Consider the following 15,983-nt stretch of genomic DNA (forward strand, 5'->3'; position numbering starts at 1 on the left):
ATCGAAACCCTGTTTTCCCGCATTACCCTGTCCATCCGGCACCACGCTTGGCCGTTCCGGCCCTGAATAGGGAGTGAACCCCCAGGTTCCAACCGCTCACTTGTGTCTGCCGCGCGATCGGGGCATGGCGCGTTGCATGGCAGACACACCTCAACCTTTGCACTTGGGCCAGACCAGCCAGTTGCCCGCCTCGCCCGAAGCGGCGGTGCTGGACTATGTTCCCAACCCACGCGCCGGTTCGCTCTATCTGGTCCGCTTCGCCGCGCCTGAATTCACATCGCTTTGCCCGGTCACCGGCCAGCCCGATTTTGCGCATCTGGTGATCGACTATGCGCCGTGCGAAACGATCGTCGAATCGAAAAGCCTGAAGCTGTTCCTCGGCTCATTCCGCAACCACGCGGGCTTTCACGAAGATGTCACCGTGGGTATCGGACAGCGGCTTTTCGCCGAAATGCAGCCCAAATGGCTACGGATCGGCGGCTATTGGTACCCGCGCGGGGGGATCCCGATCGACGTGTTCTGGCAAAGCAGCTCTGCGCCCGAAGGGCTGTGGGTGCCCGATCAGGGTGTGGCCAGCTATCGCGGGCGGGGTTAGCGCGTTCCAAGCCCCCGCGCGATAATCCCGCGCAGAATTTCGCGGGTGCCGCCGCGCAATGACCAGCTCGGTGCATTGTGGACGATGTTCGCCAGCACTGCCGAATAGGCCCCAGCAGCACGCGGATCAGCTTCGCAATCGACCAGTTCGCGGGCGATGTCGGGCAGGCCCTGTTCGAACAAGGCTCCCACGTCCTTGACGATCGCGGCCTGCAACCCAGCGTCCTGCTTGTTCTGCAGCATCCCCGCGACCGAGCGTGACAGACGGCGCAGCACGGCCAAACGCGCGGTGACCCGGCCGAGCGTGATCTGCGCGGCATCGCTGTCACGGCCCTTCAGCACTTCGACCAGTTGTAGCAGCAGTTCGATCGAGGAGAGGAAGCGTTCCGGGCCGGACCGTTCGAACGCCAGTTCGCTCATCACCTGATCCCAGCCCTGGCCTTCTTCACCCAGCAGCATCTGGGCGGGCACTACGGCATCCTCGAAATGCATTTCGTTGAAGTGGTGCTGCCCAGCCTGATCGATGATCGGCTTGATCGTCAGACCCGGCGTTTCCTTGAGATTGATCAGCAGCTGGCTGGTGCCCTTGTGCCGGTCAGCGGGAGTGCCCTGCGTGCGGCAAAACAGGATCACATAGTCCGCTTCGTGCGCGAAGCTGGTCCAGACCTTGGTGCCGGTGACGCGGTAAACATCGCCATCACGCACCGCCTTGGTGCGGGTCGCGGCCAAGTCGCTGCCCGAATCCGGTTCGCTCATGCCGATGCCAAAGCTCAGTTCACCGGCCGCGATTCCGGGCAGAATTGCTTGCTTCTGCGGTTCGGTCCCGAACTTGATGATGCTCGGGCCGCTCTGGCGGTCGGCAATCCAGTGCGCGCCGACCGGGGCCCCTGCGGCAAGGCATTCTTCAACCACCACGGCGCGTTCAAAGGCGCTGCGTTCGTGACCGCCATACTGCTTGGGCCAGGTCATGCCGAGGTATCCGGCCTGCCCCATCGCCCGGCTGAACGCGCGGTCATAGCCATACCAGTTGTCGGACCGCTGGCGGGCGTTGCGGTCAGCCAGCTGCGCGTTCAGAAACGCGCGGAATTCGCTGCGCAGGGCGATCACCGCATCGCTGTCAGCGGGCGGAGCGGGGAAGGGGATCTTGCTCATAGGTCGGTCACCATCGGCCAGTATCCGGCAGAGCCAGCGCCCAACGCGGCCTTGCCCAGCAGTTTTGCCCAGGCAACCTGACCGCCGAATTCGTCGCGCCAGGTCCAGAGCGAGGTTGTGTAAAGATGCAGGCGGTGTTCGCGGGTAAAGCCGATTGCACCGTGCATCTGCCCGGCAATCGCCGCACCGGCCCCGGCGGCTTCGCGCGCGCGCAGGCTGCCGGCGGCCACGCCCAGCACCTCGCCGCGCGCCAGTGCTTCGGCGGCAAGATCGGCGGCGGCGGTGGCGCAGGCGAGTTCGCCGGCCAGCTTGGCCAGTTCGTGCTGCACCACCTGGTTTTTCTGCAACGGCTTGCCGAACTGGACGCGGGTGGCGGTGTGATCGAGCGTCATGTCGAGCGCTGCTTCGAGCGCGCCCGCGATCTGGAACGCGCGCAGGGTTGACCCTTCAGCCAGCGGGCAGTGCGGCAAGGGCGCGCTCGCCTCAATCTCCCAGTCGATCGCCAGGGAGGGGCGAGGGTGGAAATTGAGCGCGGTTCCCGGTTCGCTCACCCTCCAGCCCGAACGCGGCACACGGTAAAGCTGATCGCCCACCGCCACAGCCAGGCAATCGAGCTGCTCGCCCCAGGCGACGCGGGCCACTTCGCCCTGTAGCCGTCCGTCCTGAACCGTCAGATGATCGGCACGGGCCAGCCCGGCGGGGCCATCGGCCAGCGGCAGTCCGGCCTTGGCCAGCAGGCGGTTGGCGCCCATCGTTTCAGCGAGTGGCAGCGGCACTGCGAACAGCCCCAGCTGGCGCAGCGCCTCACCCGCTTCGGCCGGGGACAGGCCAAAGCCGCCTTCATCCTCGCTCAGCAAGGCCAGGGGCAGGCCCATTTCGGTGACTTCGGCCCACAGGTCGGGCAGCCATTCGCCTGCGCGGGCACGCGCCTGCGCCGCGTCGGTCAGTTGCCGCTCAAACAGGCGCTGGATCATTTCGGCTAGCATTGCAGCACAGCTCCACAGTTCAGCATGAACCCGCCATGGCGCGGGATGGGGGGAGTGTCAAAGGGGAGAAACAATCAATCCTCCCCCTGTGCGTGAGGTGGCACGCCACAGGCGGGTCGGAGGGGGCATGTTGGCACCGCCCCCCCCCGCCTCGTTTCACTCGGCACCTCCCCCAAAGGGGGCGGATCTATGACTCATTCCCCGTAAGCTGCTGGCGGATCGCCCATCACCACCACGGTGGCCTTGCCCGCTTCGTCCACTTGTTCGATCAGGCAACCGGTGCGGGTAGAGCGGGTTTCCGCGATCCACCAGCGGCCGTTCTTGCGGACATAGCGGTCTTCGTACTCAACTCCCATCCGGATCACGCTGCGCTGGGCCATGATGATGCTGCGGAAATTGAGCGACCACTTGCCGGTCGCCTCGTCCGGGCCAGTCAGGGCGATTTCGGAATTGGTGGCGTGGTGCAAGTCGTGCACGCCGGGCTGGCAGCCCATCGCTTCGAACACCGCGACAAAGCCGTCGCGATTGTCGAACGGAGGGAAGCCTTCATAGGCGATCACCGCATTGGGCAGCAGGGTATCGCGCACCACCTCGGGCTGCTTGAGGTCGCAGCCGCGCAGATAGCGGGCCTTGAGCTGCCGGATCGCTTCGATGTCTTCCAGCGCGGCGATCCGGGCGGCGAGAGATTCAAGGGTCAGGGTCATGAGGTCACGCTGCCAGTGGTGCGTTTTGCGAGCCGCGCACCAAGCGGCCCGGGCGAGCGCCGGTGCTCTTGTCGCTCTGCCGGATTACTTCGCCGGAACAGATCGTCCAGTCATAACCGGTCGCCGCCTGATCCAGCCGCCGTCCGCCGGTCGGCAGGTCGAACTTCACCTCCGGCCGGTGCAGCGCGAGCCGGTCTGCGTCGATCACGTTGACGTCCGCCTTGTAGCAGGGTTTCAGCAAGCCGCGATCGGACAGGCACATGGTATCGGCGGGGGTAAAGGTCAGCGCCTTGATTGCAGCCGGCCAATCGATCTTCTCCCCTGCGCGGTCGCGGGTCCAGTAGGTCAACAGGAAGGTTGAATAGCTGGCGTCGCAGATCGCGGCATAGTGCGCGCCACCATCGCCCAGCCCCAGCACCACATCCTTGTGCTGCATCAGCGGCAGCAGTGCATCGAGCTTGCCGTCGTGGAAGTTGCCGAGCGCGTTGTAGAGCATGCCCAAGCCGTCGCCGCCATTCATCAGCAGGTCCATCGCCACTTCCTCGGGGCTGCGGCCCTGGGCTTCGGCCTGCGCGGCGATGCTGCTCTCGCGCGGGGGTTCATAGTTGGGCGGATCGGACAGCGGGAACAGCCAGTTCCAGTTGCGCGAAAGCTGGGCGAGCGGGTGGCCTTCTTCGGGTTGCTCTGCGATCAGCTGCGCACGGAATGCCGGATCCTTCAAGTGTTCCAGTTGCTCGGCCAGTGGCAGCTTGGCGATGGGCAGATAGCTGGGGCACAGGCAGAACGGGTGGGTCGAAAGCTCGAACCCGGCGACCATGCCGATCGGGCGCGGAATGATCTGCGGGCGGAATTTCGCGCCCTTGGCATTCTCCGCCTCGACCAGTTCCAGCGCTTCCAGCCAGGTCGGCGGGCCGCTGTTGGCAGTGGCATAGGTGAAGGTCGCGGGGCGACCGGTGGCATCGACGATCGCTTTAAGATGGGCGAATTCCACTTCCCAGCCGTTGTAGATGTTGGGCACCATCTGCATCACGCCGCTGCCCACGTCCTTCATCGCGCTGGCGATTTCGACCAGTTCCTTGCTGTCCGCCTCGAAGCTGGGGATGAAATCCCCGTCCATCGTCTTGTGGATCTGCAGGCGGCTGGTGGCAAAGCCGATGGCCCCGGCCTCCAGCGCCTCGCGCGCCAGACCGCGCATTTTCGCCAGATCCTCGTCGTTGGCCGGCTCGCGATTGGCGCCGCGTTCCCCCATGGCATAGACGCGCAAGGGGCTGTGCGGCAGCAGTGCGGCCACATCAATGTCACGGCGGCGGCTGTCGACGGCGTCAAGGTATTCGGGGAAGGTTTCCCAATCCCACGGCAGCCCTTCGGCCATGACCACGCCGGGAATGTCCTCCACCCCTTCCATCACCTTGATCAGCACTTGCTGGTCTTCCTTGCGGCACGGGGCAAAGCCGACGCCGCAATTGCCCATCACCACGGTGGTTACCCCGTGCGAGGAGCTGGGTGACATTTCCTCTGACCAGATCGACTGGCCATCGTAATGGGTGTGAATATCGACGAAGCCGGGGGTGACGAGCTTGCCGCGCGCATCGATTTCCCGCGCGGCCGTGCCGGGGCAGTTGCCCACGGCGACGATCCGGTCACCCTTCAGCGCCACATCACCGACGAAGCCGGGCTGGCCGCTGCCGTCCAGCACCGTGCCGCCTTTGATCAGGATATCATAGTCGGTCATTGTGTCAGGCCTCCACCAAAGCTTCGCGTTCGGCCCAGAAGGCTCCCGCATTATCGGTATCTACGTCCACCGCGCCGCGCACCCCCAGGAAGGCGCGCGCCTCTTCCAGGGGAAGGTGGAACGCATCCTCGATCTTGGCAAGGAACAAGGCATCGCTCTGCTTGCCCACGGCGATCCCGCGCTGGATGCAGTCGGTGCAGACCGGCCAGACTTCGGGATAGTGCAGCGCGGTGCGGGTCTGGTAGCGCAGCGACCCGAAGATGTTGATCACGTTGAGCTCGCTCGCCAGGTGCTGGTCCTTGATGAAGCGCGGCACATTGGTCAGACGGTACCAGTACGGCACCAGTTCACCCATGAAATTGAACCCGCCGCCGGTCAGGATGTGTTCGAAATCGTGGGTCTGGCCGCTGCGCAGGTTGAAGAATTCCAGCTGGGTCTTGGGCTCGCTCCACGGCACGATCTGGATGTCATAGGAGCCGCCGGTCATCTGGTCATAGAAGATCCGGCCCAGCGATCCGGGCGCGTACTGCGCGAAATCCTCGATCTTGTAGCGGCTGATGTGGCCTGCGTTGAACCACGCGTCGAGCTGCGGGTTGACCTTGCGCTCGGCCGTGATCTGCTCCTCGATCGCGTCGAAATCGCGCAGTTCGCTCAGGATTTGCAGGAATTCGTGCATTTCGGCGGGCGGGGGCAGATCCTTGCCGTTCTTGCGTAGCAGGATCATCGCCAGCCAATCGCGCAGGCGCGGGTTGTTGAGATACTTGGACGAGCTGACCAGCACCGAACTATCGGTACTGACCGGCATCACGCCGCGCGCGAGATAGGGGACGTTCATGGGGCCTCTCCGCCGTTTGCCGCCGCAGTGTCGGCCCGGCAGGGGCGGGGAGGCAAGGGGGCTGTTGCAGGCAGGGCTGCAATCTGTCCGCTAGCGTTCCGTTTGGCGCGGATGGGGTTGGGTTGGCTGATGCCGGGAATGGCGGGAGAGTGGATATCTTGGAGCCTGACGGGGTCACGCAGAGGTCGCAGAGAAGAAGGTGAGGCGCAGAGGTGTCGCGCAAGCGACAAAGCCGTACTTCTGTATCGAGGCTACGACAGGCCGCGCCGTTGCAGCGATACAAGAGCCTGCGGCTCAGAGCAGCATCTCTGCGCCTTTATTTTTCTCTGCGGCCTCTGCGTGACCCCGTCAGGGTCTAAGCTCACCCCAAAAGCCGCCATTTCGAGGAGGCAAATGTTCCGGGTTCGCTCGACACGAACAGATGAGGGGCGCTACCCCAGCGGGGCCAGCCGCCCCAGTGCGCCGTTGGCCCAGCCGAGGATGTCCTGCCGTCCGCTGGAGATCAGGTCATAGACTTCGCCGATCAGCAGGTCGTGGGTGCCAAAACTCAGCTTTTCGCGCACTTCGCAAAAGATGTTGGCCGGGGCGCCTTCGATATACCAGACCGATCCGTGCTGCTTCCATTCGGGCTGGGTAAAGCGCTGATCGCGGGCGTCGGCGCTGGCGAAGGGGGCCATGTGGCCGTGCAGCTCGCTGTCGAGCAGGTTGATGCAGTATTTGCCCGCACGCAGCATCCCTTCGTGCGCGGAGCCCGAACGGTTGACCGCGATCGCCATCGAACACGGCTCCAGCGCGACCGGCATGATCGCCGACATGGCAAGGCCAATCGGCTGCCCGTTTTCGGTATCATAGCTGCTGACGATCCCGACCGGCGCGGGCAGGTAGCGCAGCACTTGCTTCAGCCCGTTGGCCAGATCGGCCTGTTGATTCTCCGCAGTCATGGAGTCTCCCGATTATGCGTATTTGAATTGCACTTTGAATACGCGTTTTCGATCAAAAAAGCAAATTCAATGGCGATGTAATGTGATTTGAACGTGATTTGGCAACGCATGTTCCGAATCTGTTGATCCTGATCAATGTTTCACGCCCGCCGCCGCCGCACAGTGCCCGTGACAAAAGGCAGCCCGGTGGGAGCAGGCGATGCGCGTAGCGGCTTTGGCATATTCGGTGATCGACGCAACCGATCTTTCGGCTTGGCGTACGTTCTCCGAACAGGTTGCGGGCTTTTCGGCGCATGAAGTGCCCGGCGGTCTGGCGTTGCGGATCGATGAGCGCGCCGGGCGGCTGTTCATCCAGCGCGGGGCGGCAGATCGCTACAATGCCAGCGGCTGGGAAATTACCGGCGAGACGGACTTCGCCGCAGCCAAGGCCGAACTTGCCGCCAAGGGGGTCAGCTTCACGCAAGGCACCCGCGACGAGATCGCGCTGCGCCACGTGTTCGACATGGTCTGGTTCCGCGATCCCTCGGGCAACCGGCACGAACTGGCGCTGGGCTATGTCACCAGCTTTGAACCGTTCCGCTCGCCCTGCGGGGTTGCGGGGTTCGTCACCGATGACTTGGGCTATGGCCACATGGTCCTGCCCGCGCCGAAGATCGCAGAAACGCGCGCGTTCATGCAGGACGTGCTGGGCTTTGGCCTGTCCGACGTGCTGATCCACCGTCCCATGGGGCCGGGCGGGCCGGAAATGCGGATCGATTTCATGCATTGCGATAATGGCCGCCACCACAGCCTGGCGCTGTTCGAAGGCGAGGTGCCTTCGGGCTGCGTCCACCTGATGGTCGAAGTGCCCAGCCTGGACGAAGTCGGCCGCGCCTATGACCGGATGCTGGCCCACGGTACCCGCCTGATGGCGACGCTGGGCAAGCATACCAACGATCACATGACCAGCTTCTACATGATGACCCCCGGCGGCTTCGCATTGGAATACGGATTCGGCGGGCGCACGCTCGACTGGAACCGCCACACCCTGTTCGAAAGCACTTCGGTCAGCCTGTGGGGCCACGATTTCAGCGTCGGGTTCGGCGCGGATGAGCAGGCCGCACTGGCCGATGCAGCCTGATTTGGGAGACCAGCAATGAACATCGCCACCACTATCGCCGCCCCCAGCCGCGAAGAATTGGTCGCCCGCGCGGCGGCTTTGCTTCCCGCGCTGCGTGCTCGCACCGATGCTTGCGAGGCCGGCAACAAGGTGCCCGACGAAACCATCGCCGATTTTCAGGCAGCGGGGTTCTTCAAGATCCTGCAACCGGCCCGCTTCGGCGGCTACGAGATGGACGTCGAGACGTTCTACGATGTGCAGATGAAAGTCGCCGAAGGCTGCATGAGCAGCGCCTGGGTGCTGGGCGTGGTCGCGGTCCACAACTGGCAGCTCGCGCTGTTCGCACCGCAGGCGCAGGATGATGTCTGGGCAAGCGATCCCAGCACGCTGATTTCCAGCTCCTACATGCCCAAGGCGCAAGTCACGCGGGTTGATGGCGGCTTCCGGATTTCCGGGCGCTGGGGCTTTTCCAGCGGGGTCGATCATTGCCAGTGGGCGTTCCTGGGCGGACTGGTGCGCGATCCCGAAACCGGTATTCCCGATTTCTGGACTTTCCTGGTCCCGCGTGAGGACTTCATCGTCCACCGCTGCTGGAACACGATTGGCCTCGGCGGCACGGGCAGCCATGATGTAGAGGTCAAGGACGCCTTCGTCCCGGCCCACCGCACTCACCGTTCCAAGGATGGCTTTGCCGCGACCAACCCCGGCGCGAAAAGCAACCCCGGGCCGCTCTACAAGCTGCCGTTCGGGCAGGTTTTCGTCCGGGCCGTCTCGTCCAGTTCGATCGGGGCGCTGCAGGGCGCGCTCGATCACTTCGTGGCGAACGGGGCCAAGCGCAAGAGCAACAACACCGGGGCGAGCTCCAGCGGCGATCCTGACGTTCAGGTGCTGATTGCCGATGTGCAGTCCGCGATCGATGAGATGAAATGCGTGCTGATGCGCAACTTCGCGGTGCTGAACGAACGTGCCCGCGCTGGCGAGCAAGCCGATATTCCCACTCGCCTGCGCTTCCGCCATCAGTCGGCGCAGATCGCCGGGCGCTGCGGGGACCTGATCACGCGGATGTATCACCTGGGCGGGGCTGACGGGATCAGTCGCGGCAACGTGATCGCGCGCACTTTCTGCGACATTCACACTGGCCGCACCCATGTGGCCAACAACCCCAATGCCGTGGGGCGCAATGTGGGCAACGTCATGCTCGGCGGCGAAAACGCCGACAGCTTCATCTGAACGGGAGAGAGACAATGGCAAAGTCAGCCGAATACGGCATGGGCGAATACGCATTTCCGCGCGGCTGGTTCATGGTCGCGGAAGCTGCAGACGTCACCACCAAGCCCGAGCCGGTGCGCTTTTTCGGGCAGGACATGGTGCTCTATCGCGGCAAGAGCGGGCGGGTGGTGCTGCTTGATGCCTATTGCCCGCACATGCGGGTGCATATCGCCCGCAACACCACCAGCTACATCGTCCGCGATGGCGATCAGATCGACGGGGATGGCATCCGCTGCCCGGGGCACGGCTGGCGGTTCAACCCCGATGGCCAGTGCGATGACATTCCCTATGCCACCGGCGGTCATGCCATCCCCAAGGCGGCCTGCGTCAAATCGCACAAAGTGATCGAACGCGCCGGGTGCATCTGGATGTGGCACGATGCCGAAGGCGGCGCGCCCGATTTCGATCTGCCGACTTTCGCCGAATGGGACATGGAGGATCAGGGCTGGGTCCGCTGGCGGCTTGACCATCTGGGCACTCTGCCGATCCATCCGCAGGAAGTGCTCGATAACATGGCCGATCTGGCGCACTTCATCCCGGTTCACGGCAGCAAGGACATCGCCTTTTTCGAAAACGAATACCGGGACCACGTGATGATCCAGCGCTTCGCCGCCGGACACCGCACTCTGGTCAGCGATCCTGGACAGGACGTGCTGGTCAACGATACCTGGTACACCGGTCCCGGCATCCTCCAGAGCCGGATGGAAGGCCAGTATCCGACCCTGATGATGATCTGCAACACGCCGGTCGAAGATGGCGAAATCCGCTGCTGGTACGCGCTGATGGTCAAGGTCGGGAACGAGCGCGCCAATGATGCTGGCGTATCGATGGCACGCACCTATCAGGACGTCGCACTCGATGCCTTTGCGCAGGATTTTGAGCTGTGGAAGTTCAAGGAACCCGCGATCAATATCCTGCAAGTGTCTGACGACGGACCATTTCACAAAGGCCGGATCTGGAACCGCCAGTTCTATAATCCCAAGGTGCGGGCCGGTGAATTTCACACCCGCGTCAACGGGGTGCACACCTCGGTCGACAACCGGACCAGGGTGAAAGCGGCCTAGGACCGTATGACCCGCTGTGTGGCGGCTTTTGATGGCCCTCGCAGGCGGATGATGATGAGGAATGCCAGCATTGGGCCGGGGGAAACCCTGGCTCGGGTTGAAGGTCTTGCAGGCCGCACAAACCGCGACTATCTGCCCCTCCATGGCTATCCGCGAAATCCTCGAAGTCCCCGATCCGCAGCTCAAGCAGGTCTCGACGCCCGTCACCCAGTTCGATGATGAGCTGAAAACCCTTGTCGCCGACATGTTCGAGACGATGTACGACGCCCCGGGCATCGGCCTCGCCGCGATCCAGCTGGGCGTGCCGCTGCGGGTGCTGGTGATCGATCTGCAGCCCGACGATCCCGATGCAGAGCCGGTGCCCTGCGCGCACGACGGCCATCACCATCACCACCAGCCGACCAAACGTGAACCCCGGGTGTTCATCAACCCGGAAATCCTGAACCCCTCGCAAGACCTCTCGGTCTATTCCGAAGGCTGCCTCTCGGTGCCCGAAATCTATGCCGACGTCGAACGCCCGGCCCGGATCCGGGCACGCTGGCAGGATCTCGATGGCACGGTCCATGAAGAGGACATGGAAGGCCTGCTCGCCACCTGCCTGCAGCACGAGATGGACCACCTCGAAGGCATCCTGTTCATCGACCACCTTTCGCGGCTCAAGCGACAGATGGCGCTGAAGAAGCTGGATAAGCTGCGCAAGGCGGCTTGAGAGGGCTAGCGTTCTTGCTCCGTTCCGGTTAAGCTGCCGGAATGGATAGCTCCCTGTTTGTCATCATCATGCTTCTGCTCGGTCTCGTGGCCGGCGCTGCAATCGGCTGGTTCGTAGGGGCGCGCCCCTTGGCCGAGCTGCGTGAGCGGCTGGCGGGGAGCGAGGCGGAGGTGCGCGGGCTGGATGACAAGTTCAAGGCCGCGATTCGCGATCTGGCTGCGGCGAGCGAGCGGGCTGAGCGGGCCGATCAGCTGACCGATGAACTGGCGGTGGTTCGCCAGCGCAGCGAAGCGCTGGGCAGCGAGCTCGCCACCTTGCGCGCCAATGCGGCCCATTTCGATGAGCAGAAGCGGCTGCTGCTCGAAGCGCAGGAAGGGCTCAAGAAGGAATTCGAAAACGCCGGGGCCCGCGTGCTTGAACGCGCGCAGGAAGTGTTCATGGCCCGCGCGCAGGAACGGCTCGCCGTGTCCGAAGAGAAAAGCGCCGAGCAATTGAAGGCCTTGCTCGCACCGGTCGATCAGCGCCTCAAAAGTTATGAAGAGCATGTCGCGCTGATGGAAAAACAGCGGGTCGATGGCTTTGGGCAATTGACCGGGCTGTTGCAGTCGATGCGCGAAGGGCAGGAAGCCGTGCGGGCCGAGGCGGCGCGGCTGGGTAACAGCCTGACCAACGCCCCCAAGGCGCGGGGGCGCTGGGGAGAACGGGCGCTGCAGAACGTGCTGGAGCAATGCGGGCTGTCGCAGCACACCGATTTCAACCTCGAACAGTCGCTCGATACCGAGGAAGGGCGGCTGCGCCCCGACGCGGTGGTGCATGTGCCGGGGCAGAAGAAGCTGGTGATCGACGCCAAGGTCTCGCTCAACGCCTATCAGGCCGCGTTTGAAGCCAACGACGATGCCGAACGCAAGCGCCACCTTGATCTGCACGCCCGCTCGATGCGCGGCCATGTCCAGACGCTGGGTGCCAAGAGTTACCAGAGCCAGTTCGATGAAGCGCCCGACTATGTGGTGATGTTCGTGCCAGGTGAACATTTCGTCGCGGCGGCGCTCGAACACGATCCGGAGCTGTGGGACTTCGCCTTTCACAACAAGGTTCTGCTCGCCACTCCTACCAATCTGGTCGCGATTGCGCGGACCGTGGCGATGGTCTGGCAGCAGGACCAGCTGGCGCGTGAGGCAGTGGAGATCGGGCGGCTGGGCGCTGAGATCTATGAACGGATGGCAACGGCAGGCGAACACCTCAAAGGGGTGGGGGCAGGGCTGGAACGGGCGGTGCGCAAGTACAACGATTTCGTCGGCAGCTATGAGCGCAACGTGATGTCCTCGGGGCGCAGGCTGCGCGACAAGGGCATTGCCATCGGCAAGCGCGAGATCGAGGATGTGCCGCTGGTCGAAAGCACGCCGCGCTATGGCGAAAGCGCGTTGTTGCTGCCCGAAGGGGCTGAGGAAATGGTCAGCGAATCCGCAGCTGAGTAGGTCCGTCCGCGCGCACCAGTTCGGCCGAGTGGCCAAGCGAGCGCAGGGTCAGCTTGCCGCGGGTGAGATCGATCGAAGGTGTCGCCGAAAGCAGGGCGGACAGCGCCCGTTCCTGAGCCATCAGGTTGTCTTCGCCGCTGATGCTCTGGCAGTACATCATGGTCGAAACGAACGGCCCGCCGACCAGCTTGCCTTGCCGGATCCGCCAGGTTCCACCCAGACCGTTACAGCCTGCAGTGGCGCTGATCCGCTCGGTCTGGAACTGCATCGCGGCCTTGGGAGAAGCCGGAGCCTTGCCATCGATCTGGATGATCTTCCAGCTGGTGCCGACCAAGGCGGCCGGCTTGGGCGGTGCGGCCTGCACGCCAGCGGCGCAGGCAAGCGCGGTGAGGGCGAAGGCGGTGAGGGCGGTGTTTCTCATCCTGCGGCTATACCGATTGTTCGCTGGCTGGGGGCTGAACAAGCCTAGTCACTCAGCACATCCAGCACTTCATAGGCCAGCACCGCTCCGGCCACTGCGGCGTTCAGGCTGTCGGCGCGGCCCTTCATCGGCATGGTAACGCGCAGGTCGCAGGTCAGTTCGTAGTCTTCGGGCAGGCCGCGGCTTTCGTTGCCGACCATGATGAAGCACGGCGCCTGATAAGGCGCGCCGCGATAGGGCACAGCCTCGCGCAGGCTGGCGGCAACCAGCTGGCCCGGGCCGCCGCGCAGCCAGGGCAGGAATTCTTCCCACCGCGCCTGCACGATCCGCTGGGTGAACACCGCGCCCATGCTCGCCCGGACTGCCTCGACCGAGAAAGGGTCGGCGCAGGCGTCGATCAGGATCAAGCCGCCTGCGCCAACCGCATCACCGGTGCGCAGCATGGTCCCCAGGTTGCCCGGATCGCGCAGGGCCTGCGCGACCAGCCAGATCTTCGCGGCGGAGCGGTCCAGATTGACAAGGCTGGTGTCGAACTCGGCAAACACCCCGGCGACGGCCTGCGGGTTGTCCTTGCCGGTGACCTTGGCCAGCACGTCCTCGGCCATTTCCAGCACTTCACCGCCATTTGCCAGCACATCGGCTTCCAGCGCATCGAGCAGCGGATGGGCTTCGCGGCGCGTGGCCATCACCAGCACTTCGGGCAACCTGCCGCATTCGCGGGCATCGGTCAGCAGCCGCAGACCTTCGGCCAGGAACTTGCCCGCGGCCTTGCGATGTTTCTTTTCGCGAAGGGCGCGGAGCGCCTTGACGGCGGGGTTGGAGAACCCGGTGATCTCGCGGCGGGGCAAGGGTTCAGTCCTCGCCAAACCCGTCCTTGACCAGGCCGACCAGCTTGAGCAGCGCCGGTTCCGCGCCGTCTCCGGATACTGCGATCTCGATGCTGTCGCCCTTGGCCGCGCCCAGCATCATCAGGCCCAGGATCGAACCGCCTTCCGCTTCTGCGCCATCCTTGAACACCTTGACGTGGAGCCCGTCACCCAGCTTGGCCACGGCGTTGACGAACTTGGCGCTGGCGCGGGCGTGGAGCCCCCGGTTGTTGACGATTTCGACGCTTTCGCGCTGCTCCGGCATTGCGCTCCCCCCTTATTTCGCGTCCTGCCCCAGAAATTCGGAGGCAATGGTTATATAGGTGCGACCAGCATCGCGCGCGGCGGTTACCGCCTGCTTCAGCTCCATGCAGCCGCGCGCCTTGGCCAAGCGGATCAGCATCGGCAGGTTGATCCCGGCGATCACCTCAACCTTGCCGGCCTGCATCAGCGAGATCGCCAGGTTGGATGGCGTGCCCCCGAACAAGTCGGTCAGAATGATGACGCCCTGACCACTATCGACGGCCTTGACCGCATCGGCAATCTCGCGCCGGCGCAGTTCCGCATCGTCGTTGGGGCCAATGCACACGGTCGCCACGGCGTCCTGCCGCCCGACAACGTGCTGCATGGCATTCACGAATTCCTCGGCAAGCTTGCCGTGGGTGACCAGGATCAGACCGATCATAGGGGACCGTGTCTCCGCAGTTGCGACCCGGCGAATCCTGCCGGAAAGTGGGGCCAATTGCCCGTCTCGACCGGCCCGGTCAATGCCTTATCTCCCGCAGGCCTTCCACCGCATCGGCGGCGCGGCTGGCAAGGTTGCGGTGAAGCACCGCCGGATCATATCCCGCCGCCCGCAGCGCCGCTGCGATCTGCTCGGCCGTGAAGACCGAGCGGTGCCGCCCGCCGGTGCAGCCAAAGGCCACGTTGACATAGGCTTTGCCCTGCGCCTGATAGCGCGGCAGCAGCAGCAGCACGAGGTCGCGGATCCGGGTAAAGGCTTCCTCCCAGGCCGGGTCCTTGCGGATATAGGCACCTACCGGCGTGTCCTGCCCGGTCTGCTCGCGCAGGTCCGGGTCCCAGTGCGGGTTGTCCAGGAACCGCATGTCGAACACCAGATCGGCAATCGGCGGCATGCCCCGCGAAAAGCCAAAGCTGGTGATGGTCACCGTGGTCGGCAGCGGCGCATCCTGGCCAAAGCGTTCGCGGACCGCCTGTTGCAGGTCATTGGTGGTATAGTCGGTGGTCGAGATCACCATGTCCGCCCAGCGCCGCAGCGGCTCCATCTGCTCGCGCTCGGCCGCGATGCCGGTGGCGGCGGGAACGTCCTGCGCCAAGGGGTGGCGGCGGCGGGTCTCGTTATAGCGGCGCTCCAGTTCCTGCCCGGAGCAGTCGAGGAACAGCGTGGTCAGTTCGATGTCCGGCCTGCCAACCAGCACTTTGACCCGGTCGATAACTTTGGCGGCATCGAACCCGCGGGTCCGCGAATCGAACCCGATGGCCAGCGGCGACCGCAGATCCGGCGCAGGTGCATCGGGGCTGTCGATCAACCGGGGAAGCAGCCGGATCGGGAAGTTGTCGATCACTTCCCAGCCCAGATCCTCCAGCACTTTCAAAGCCGTGGTCTTGCCTGCGCCAAGCAGGCCGGTAACCAGCAATACACGCTGGCGGGGAGGGGCAGGGGTCTCACTCATCGCTGGCCCCCTAGATGGGCCTGCATAGCGGCGTTGTGAAGGGGGCGAAGCCGGGCTGTCCCCGGTGCACTTGGTAGACGCCCAACAGGGGTGGAAGTTGTGTGAACTTTGGGGCGGAAAGAGCGCTCTAAGCCATTAAGAATAAGAACGAATAAGGGATAGCTGAGCACTGCGCGCAAGTGCGAAAGTGTGACTTTGGCATCGTCACGCTGCGCCGCCCCACTTGTCCCGCGTGCCGCTGTAGGAAGCAATGAGGATAAGAAACCAGGCATCGCGGCAGAATCGCAGATCGCGGCGATGTAGGAAAGCTTTGTGTGCAGCGGTGCCGCCCCTGCCAGGGGTGAAAGCCAGGGGGGCAGACTTGGCCCGCCCCCTGCATGGCAATCTTAGGGTCAGGACCTATTAACCGCGCCTTCGAGGTTTGAGTCAGAATGGCTCAGGG

The 15,983-nt window shown here is 64.1% G+C and carries 17 protein-coding genes; 6 read left to right on the forward strand and 11 right to left on the reverse strand.

The window, feature by feature from the left end; all coding sequences use genetic code 11:
- Positions 1–136 precede the first annotated feature (136 nt).
- Entirely contained in the window at positions 137–595 is a 459-nt protein-coding gene (gene queF, locus MNBBLIKP_RS10820) for a preQ(1) synthase (protein WP_088310271.1), read from the forward strand.
- Here the strand turns inward: queF and MNBBLIKP_RS10825 are convergent.
- The 6 genes from MNBBLIKP_RS10825 to MNBBLIKP_RS10850 all read right to left on the reverse strand — a co-directional run bounded on the left by MNBBLIKP_RS10825 (position 592) and on the right by MNBBLIKP_RS10850 (position 6,944).
- Positions 592–1,746, reverse strand: coding sequence for an acyl-CoA dehydrogenase family protein (locus MNBBLIKP_RS10825; RefSeq protein WP_088310272.1), 1,155 nt, complete (start codon positions 1,744–1,746; stop codon positions 592–594). The two genes, queF and MNBBLIKP_RS10825, sit on opposite strands and share 4 nt — an antisense overlap.
- Complete coding sequence (locus MNBBLIKP_RS10830; protein ID WP_088310273.1) at positions 1,743–2,732, reverse strand: acyl-CoA dehydrogenase family protein; 990 nt, start codon at positions 2,730–2,732, stop codon at positions 1,743–1,745. Before MNBBLIKP_RS10830 ends, MNBBLIKP_RS10825 begins: the two co-directional genes overlap by 4 nt.
- A 194-nt stretch (positions 2,733–2,926) precedes the next feature.
- Positions 2,927–3,436 (reverse strand): nuclear transport factor 2 family protein, encoded by a 510-nt coding sequence (locus tag MNBBLIKP_RS10835; protein ID WP_088310274.1) that lies wholly within the window; start codon positions 3,434–3,436, stop codon positions 2,927–2,929.
- Positions 3,437–3,440: 4 nt separating this feature from the next.
- Positions 3,441–5,168, reverse strand: coding sequence for an N-acyl-D-amino-acid deacylase family protein (locus tag MNBBLIKP_RS10840; RefSeq protein ID WP_088310275.1), 1,728 nt, complete (start codon positions 5,166–5,168; stop codon positions 3,441–3,443).
- Positions 5,169–5,172: 4 nt separating this feature from the next.
- Entirely contained in the window at positions 5,173–6,003 is an 831-nt protein-coding gene (locus tag MNBBLIKP_RS10845) for a hypothetical protein (protein ID WP_088310276.1), read from the reverse strand.
- 431 nt (positions 6,004–6,434) lie between these two features.
- Positions 6,435–6,944 carry a flavin reductase family protein gene (locus tag MNBBLIKP_RS10850; protein WP_088310277.1) on the reverse strand — a complete coding sequence of 170 codons (510 nt, stop codon included), beginning with the start codon at positions 6,942–6,944 and terminating at the stop codon, positions 6,435–6,437.
- A 199-nt stretch (positions 6,945–7,143) separates the two neighbouring features.
- Here MNBBLIKP_RS10850 and MNBBLIKP_RS10855 point away from each other — a divergent pair, with 199 nt between their 5' ends.
- From MNBBLIKP_RS10855 to rmuC, 5 genes are all read left to right on the forward strand, one after another.
- Positions 7,144–8,064 (forward strand): VOC family protein, encoded by a 921-nt coding sequence (locus tag MNBBLIKP_RS10855; protein ID WP_088310278.1) that lies wholly within the window; start codon positions 7,144–7,146, stop codon positions 8,062–8,064.
- Between the two features lie 15 nt (positions 8,065–8,079).
- Complete coding sequence (locus tag MNBBLIKP_RS10860; protein ID WP_088310279.1) at positions 8,080–9,273, forward strand: acyl-CoA dehydrogenase family protein; 1,194 nt, start codon at positions 8,080–8,082, stop codon at positions 9,271–9,273.
- A gap of 14 nt (positions 9,274–9,287) precedes the next feature.
- Entirely contained in the window at positions 9,288–10,376 is a 1,089-nt protein-coding gene (locus MNBBLIKP_RS10865) for a Rieske 2Fe-2S domain-containing protein (RefSeq protein ID WP_088310280.1), read from the forward strand.
- A gap of 142 nt (positions 10,377–10,518) precedes the next feature.
- Complete coding sequence (def, locus tag MNBBLIKP_RS10870) at positions 10,519–11,085, forward strand: peptide deformylase (RefSeq protein ID WP_088310281.1); 567 nt, start codon at positions 10,519–10,521, stop codon at positions 11,083–11,085.
- 68 nt (positions 11,086–11,153) lie between these two features.
- Complete coding sequence (gene rmuC, locus MNBBLIKP_RS10875; RefSeq protein ID WP_441339275.1) at positions 11,154–12,560, forward strand: DNA recombination protein RmuC; 1,407 nt, start codon at positions 11,154–11,156, stop codon at positions 12,558–12,560.
- Here the strand turns inward: rmuC and MNBBLIKP_RS10880 are convergent.
- The 5 genes from MNBBLIKP_RS10880 to rapZ form a co-directional block, all read right to left on the reverse strand.
- Positions 12,538–12,981 (reverse strand): META domain-containing protein, encoded by a 444-nt coding sequence (locus tag MNBBLIKP_RS10880; RefSeq protein ID WP_088310283.1) that lies wholly within the window; start codon positions 12,979–12,981, stop codon positions 12,538–12,540. The two genes, rmuC and MNBBLIKP_RS10880, sit on opposite strands and share 23 nt — an antisense overlap.
- A 44-nt stretch (positions 12,982–13,025) precedes the next feature.
- Positions 13,026–13,829 carry a TrmH family RNA methyltransferase gene (locus MNBBLIKP_RS10885; protein WP_088310284.1) on the reverse strand — a complete coding sequence of 268 codons (804 nt, stop codon included), beginning with the start codon at positions 13,827–13,829 and terminating at the stop codon, positions 13,026–13,028.
- A 4-nt stretch (positions 13,830–13,833) separates the two neighbouring features.
- Positions 13,834–14,112: an HPr family phosphocarrier protein gene (locus tag MNBBLIKP_RS10890; RefSeq protein WP_088310285.1), complete on the reverse strand. Its 279-nt coding sequence runs from the start codon at positions 14,110–14,112 to the stop codon at positions 13,834–13,836.
- A gap of 12 nt (positions 14,113–14,124) precedes the next feature.
- On the reverse strand, positions 14,125–14,532 hold the full coding sequence (locus tag MNBBLIKP_RS10895; RefSeq protein WP_088310286.1) for a PTS sugar transporter subunit IIA: 408 nt from the start codon (positions 14,530–14,532) through the stop codon (positions 14,125–14,127).
- A gap of 79 nt (positions 14,533–14,611) precedes the next feature.
- Positions 14,612–15,541 carry an RNase adapter RapZ gene (gene rapZ / locus MNBBLIKP_RS10900; protein WP_088310287.1) on the reverse strand — a complete coding sequence of 310 codons (930 nt, stop codon included), beginning with the start codon at positions 15,539–15,541 and terminating at the stop codon, positions 14,612–14,614.
- Positions 15,542–15,983: the final 442 nt, after the last annotated feature.

Source organism: Novosphingobium sp. B 225 (assembly GCF_002198665.1).
Lineage (GTDB): Bacteria > Pseudomonadota > Alphaproteobacteria > Sphingomonadales > Sphingomonadaceae > Novosphingobium.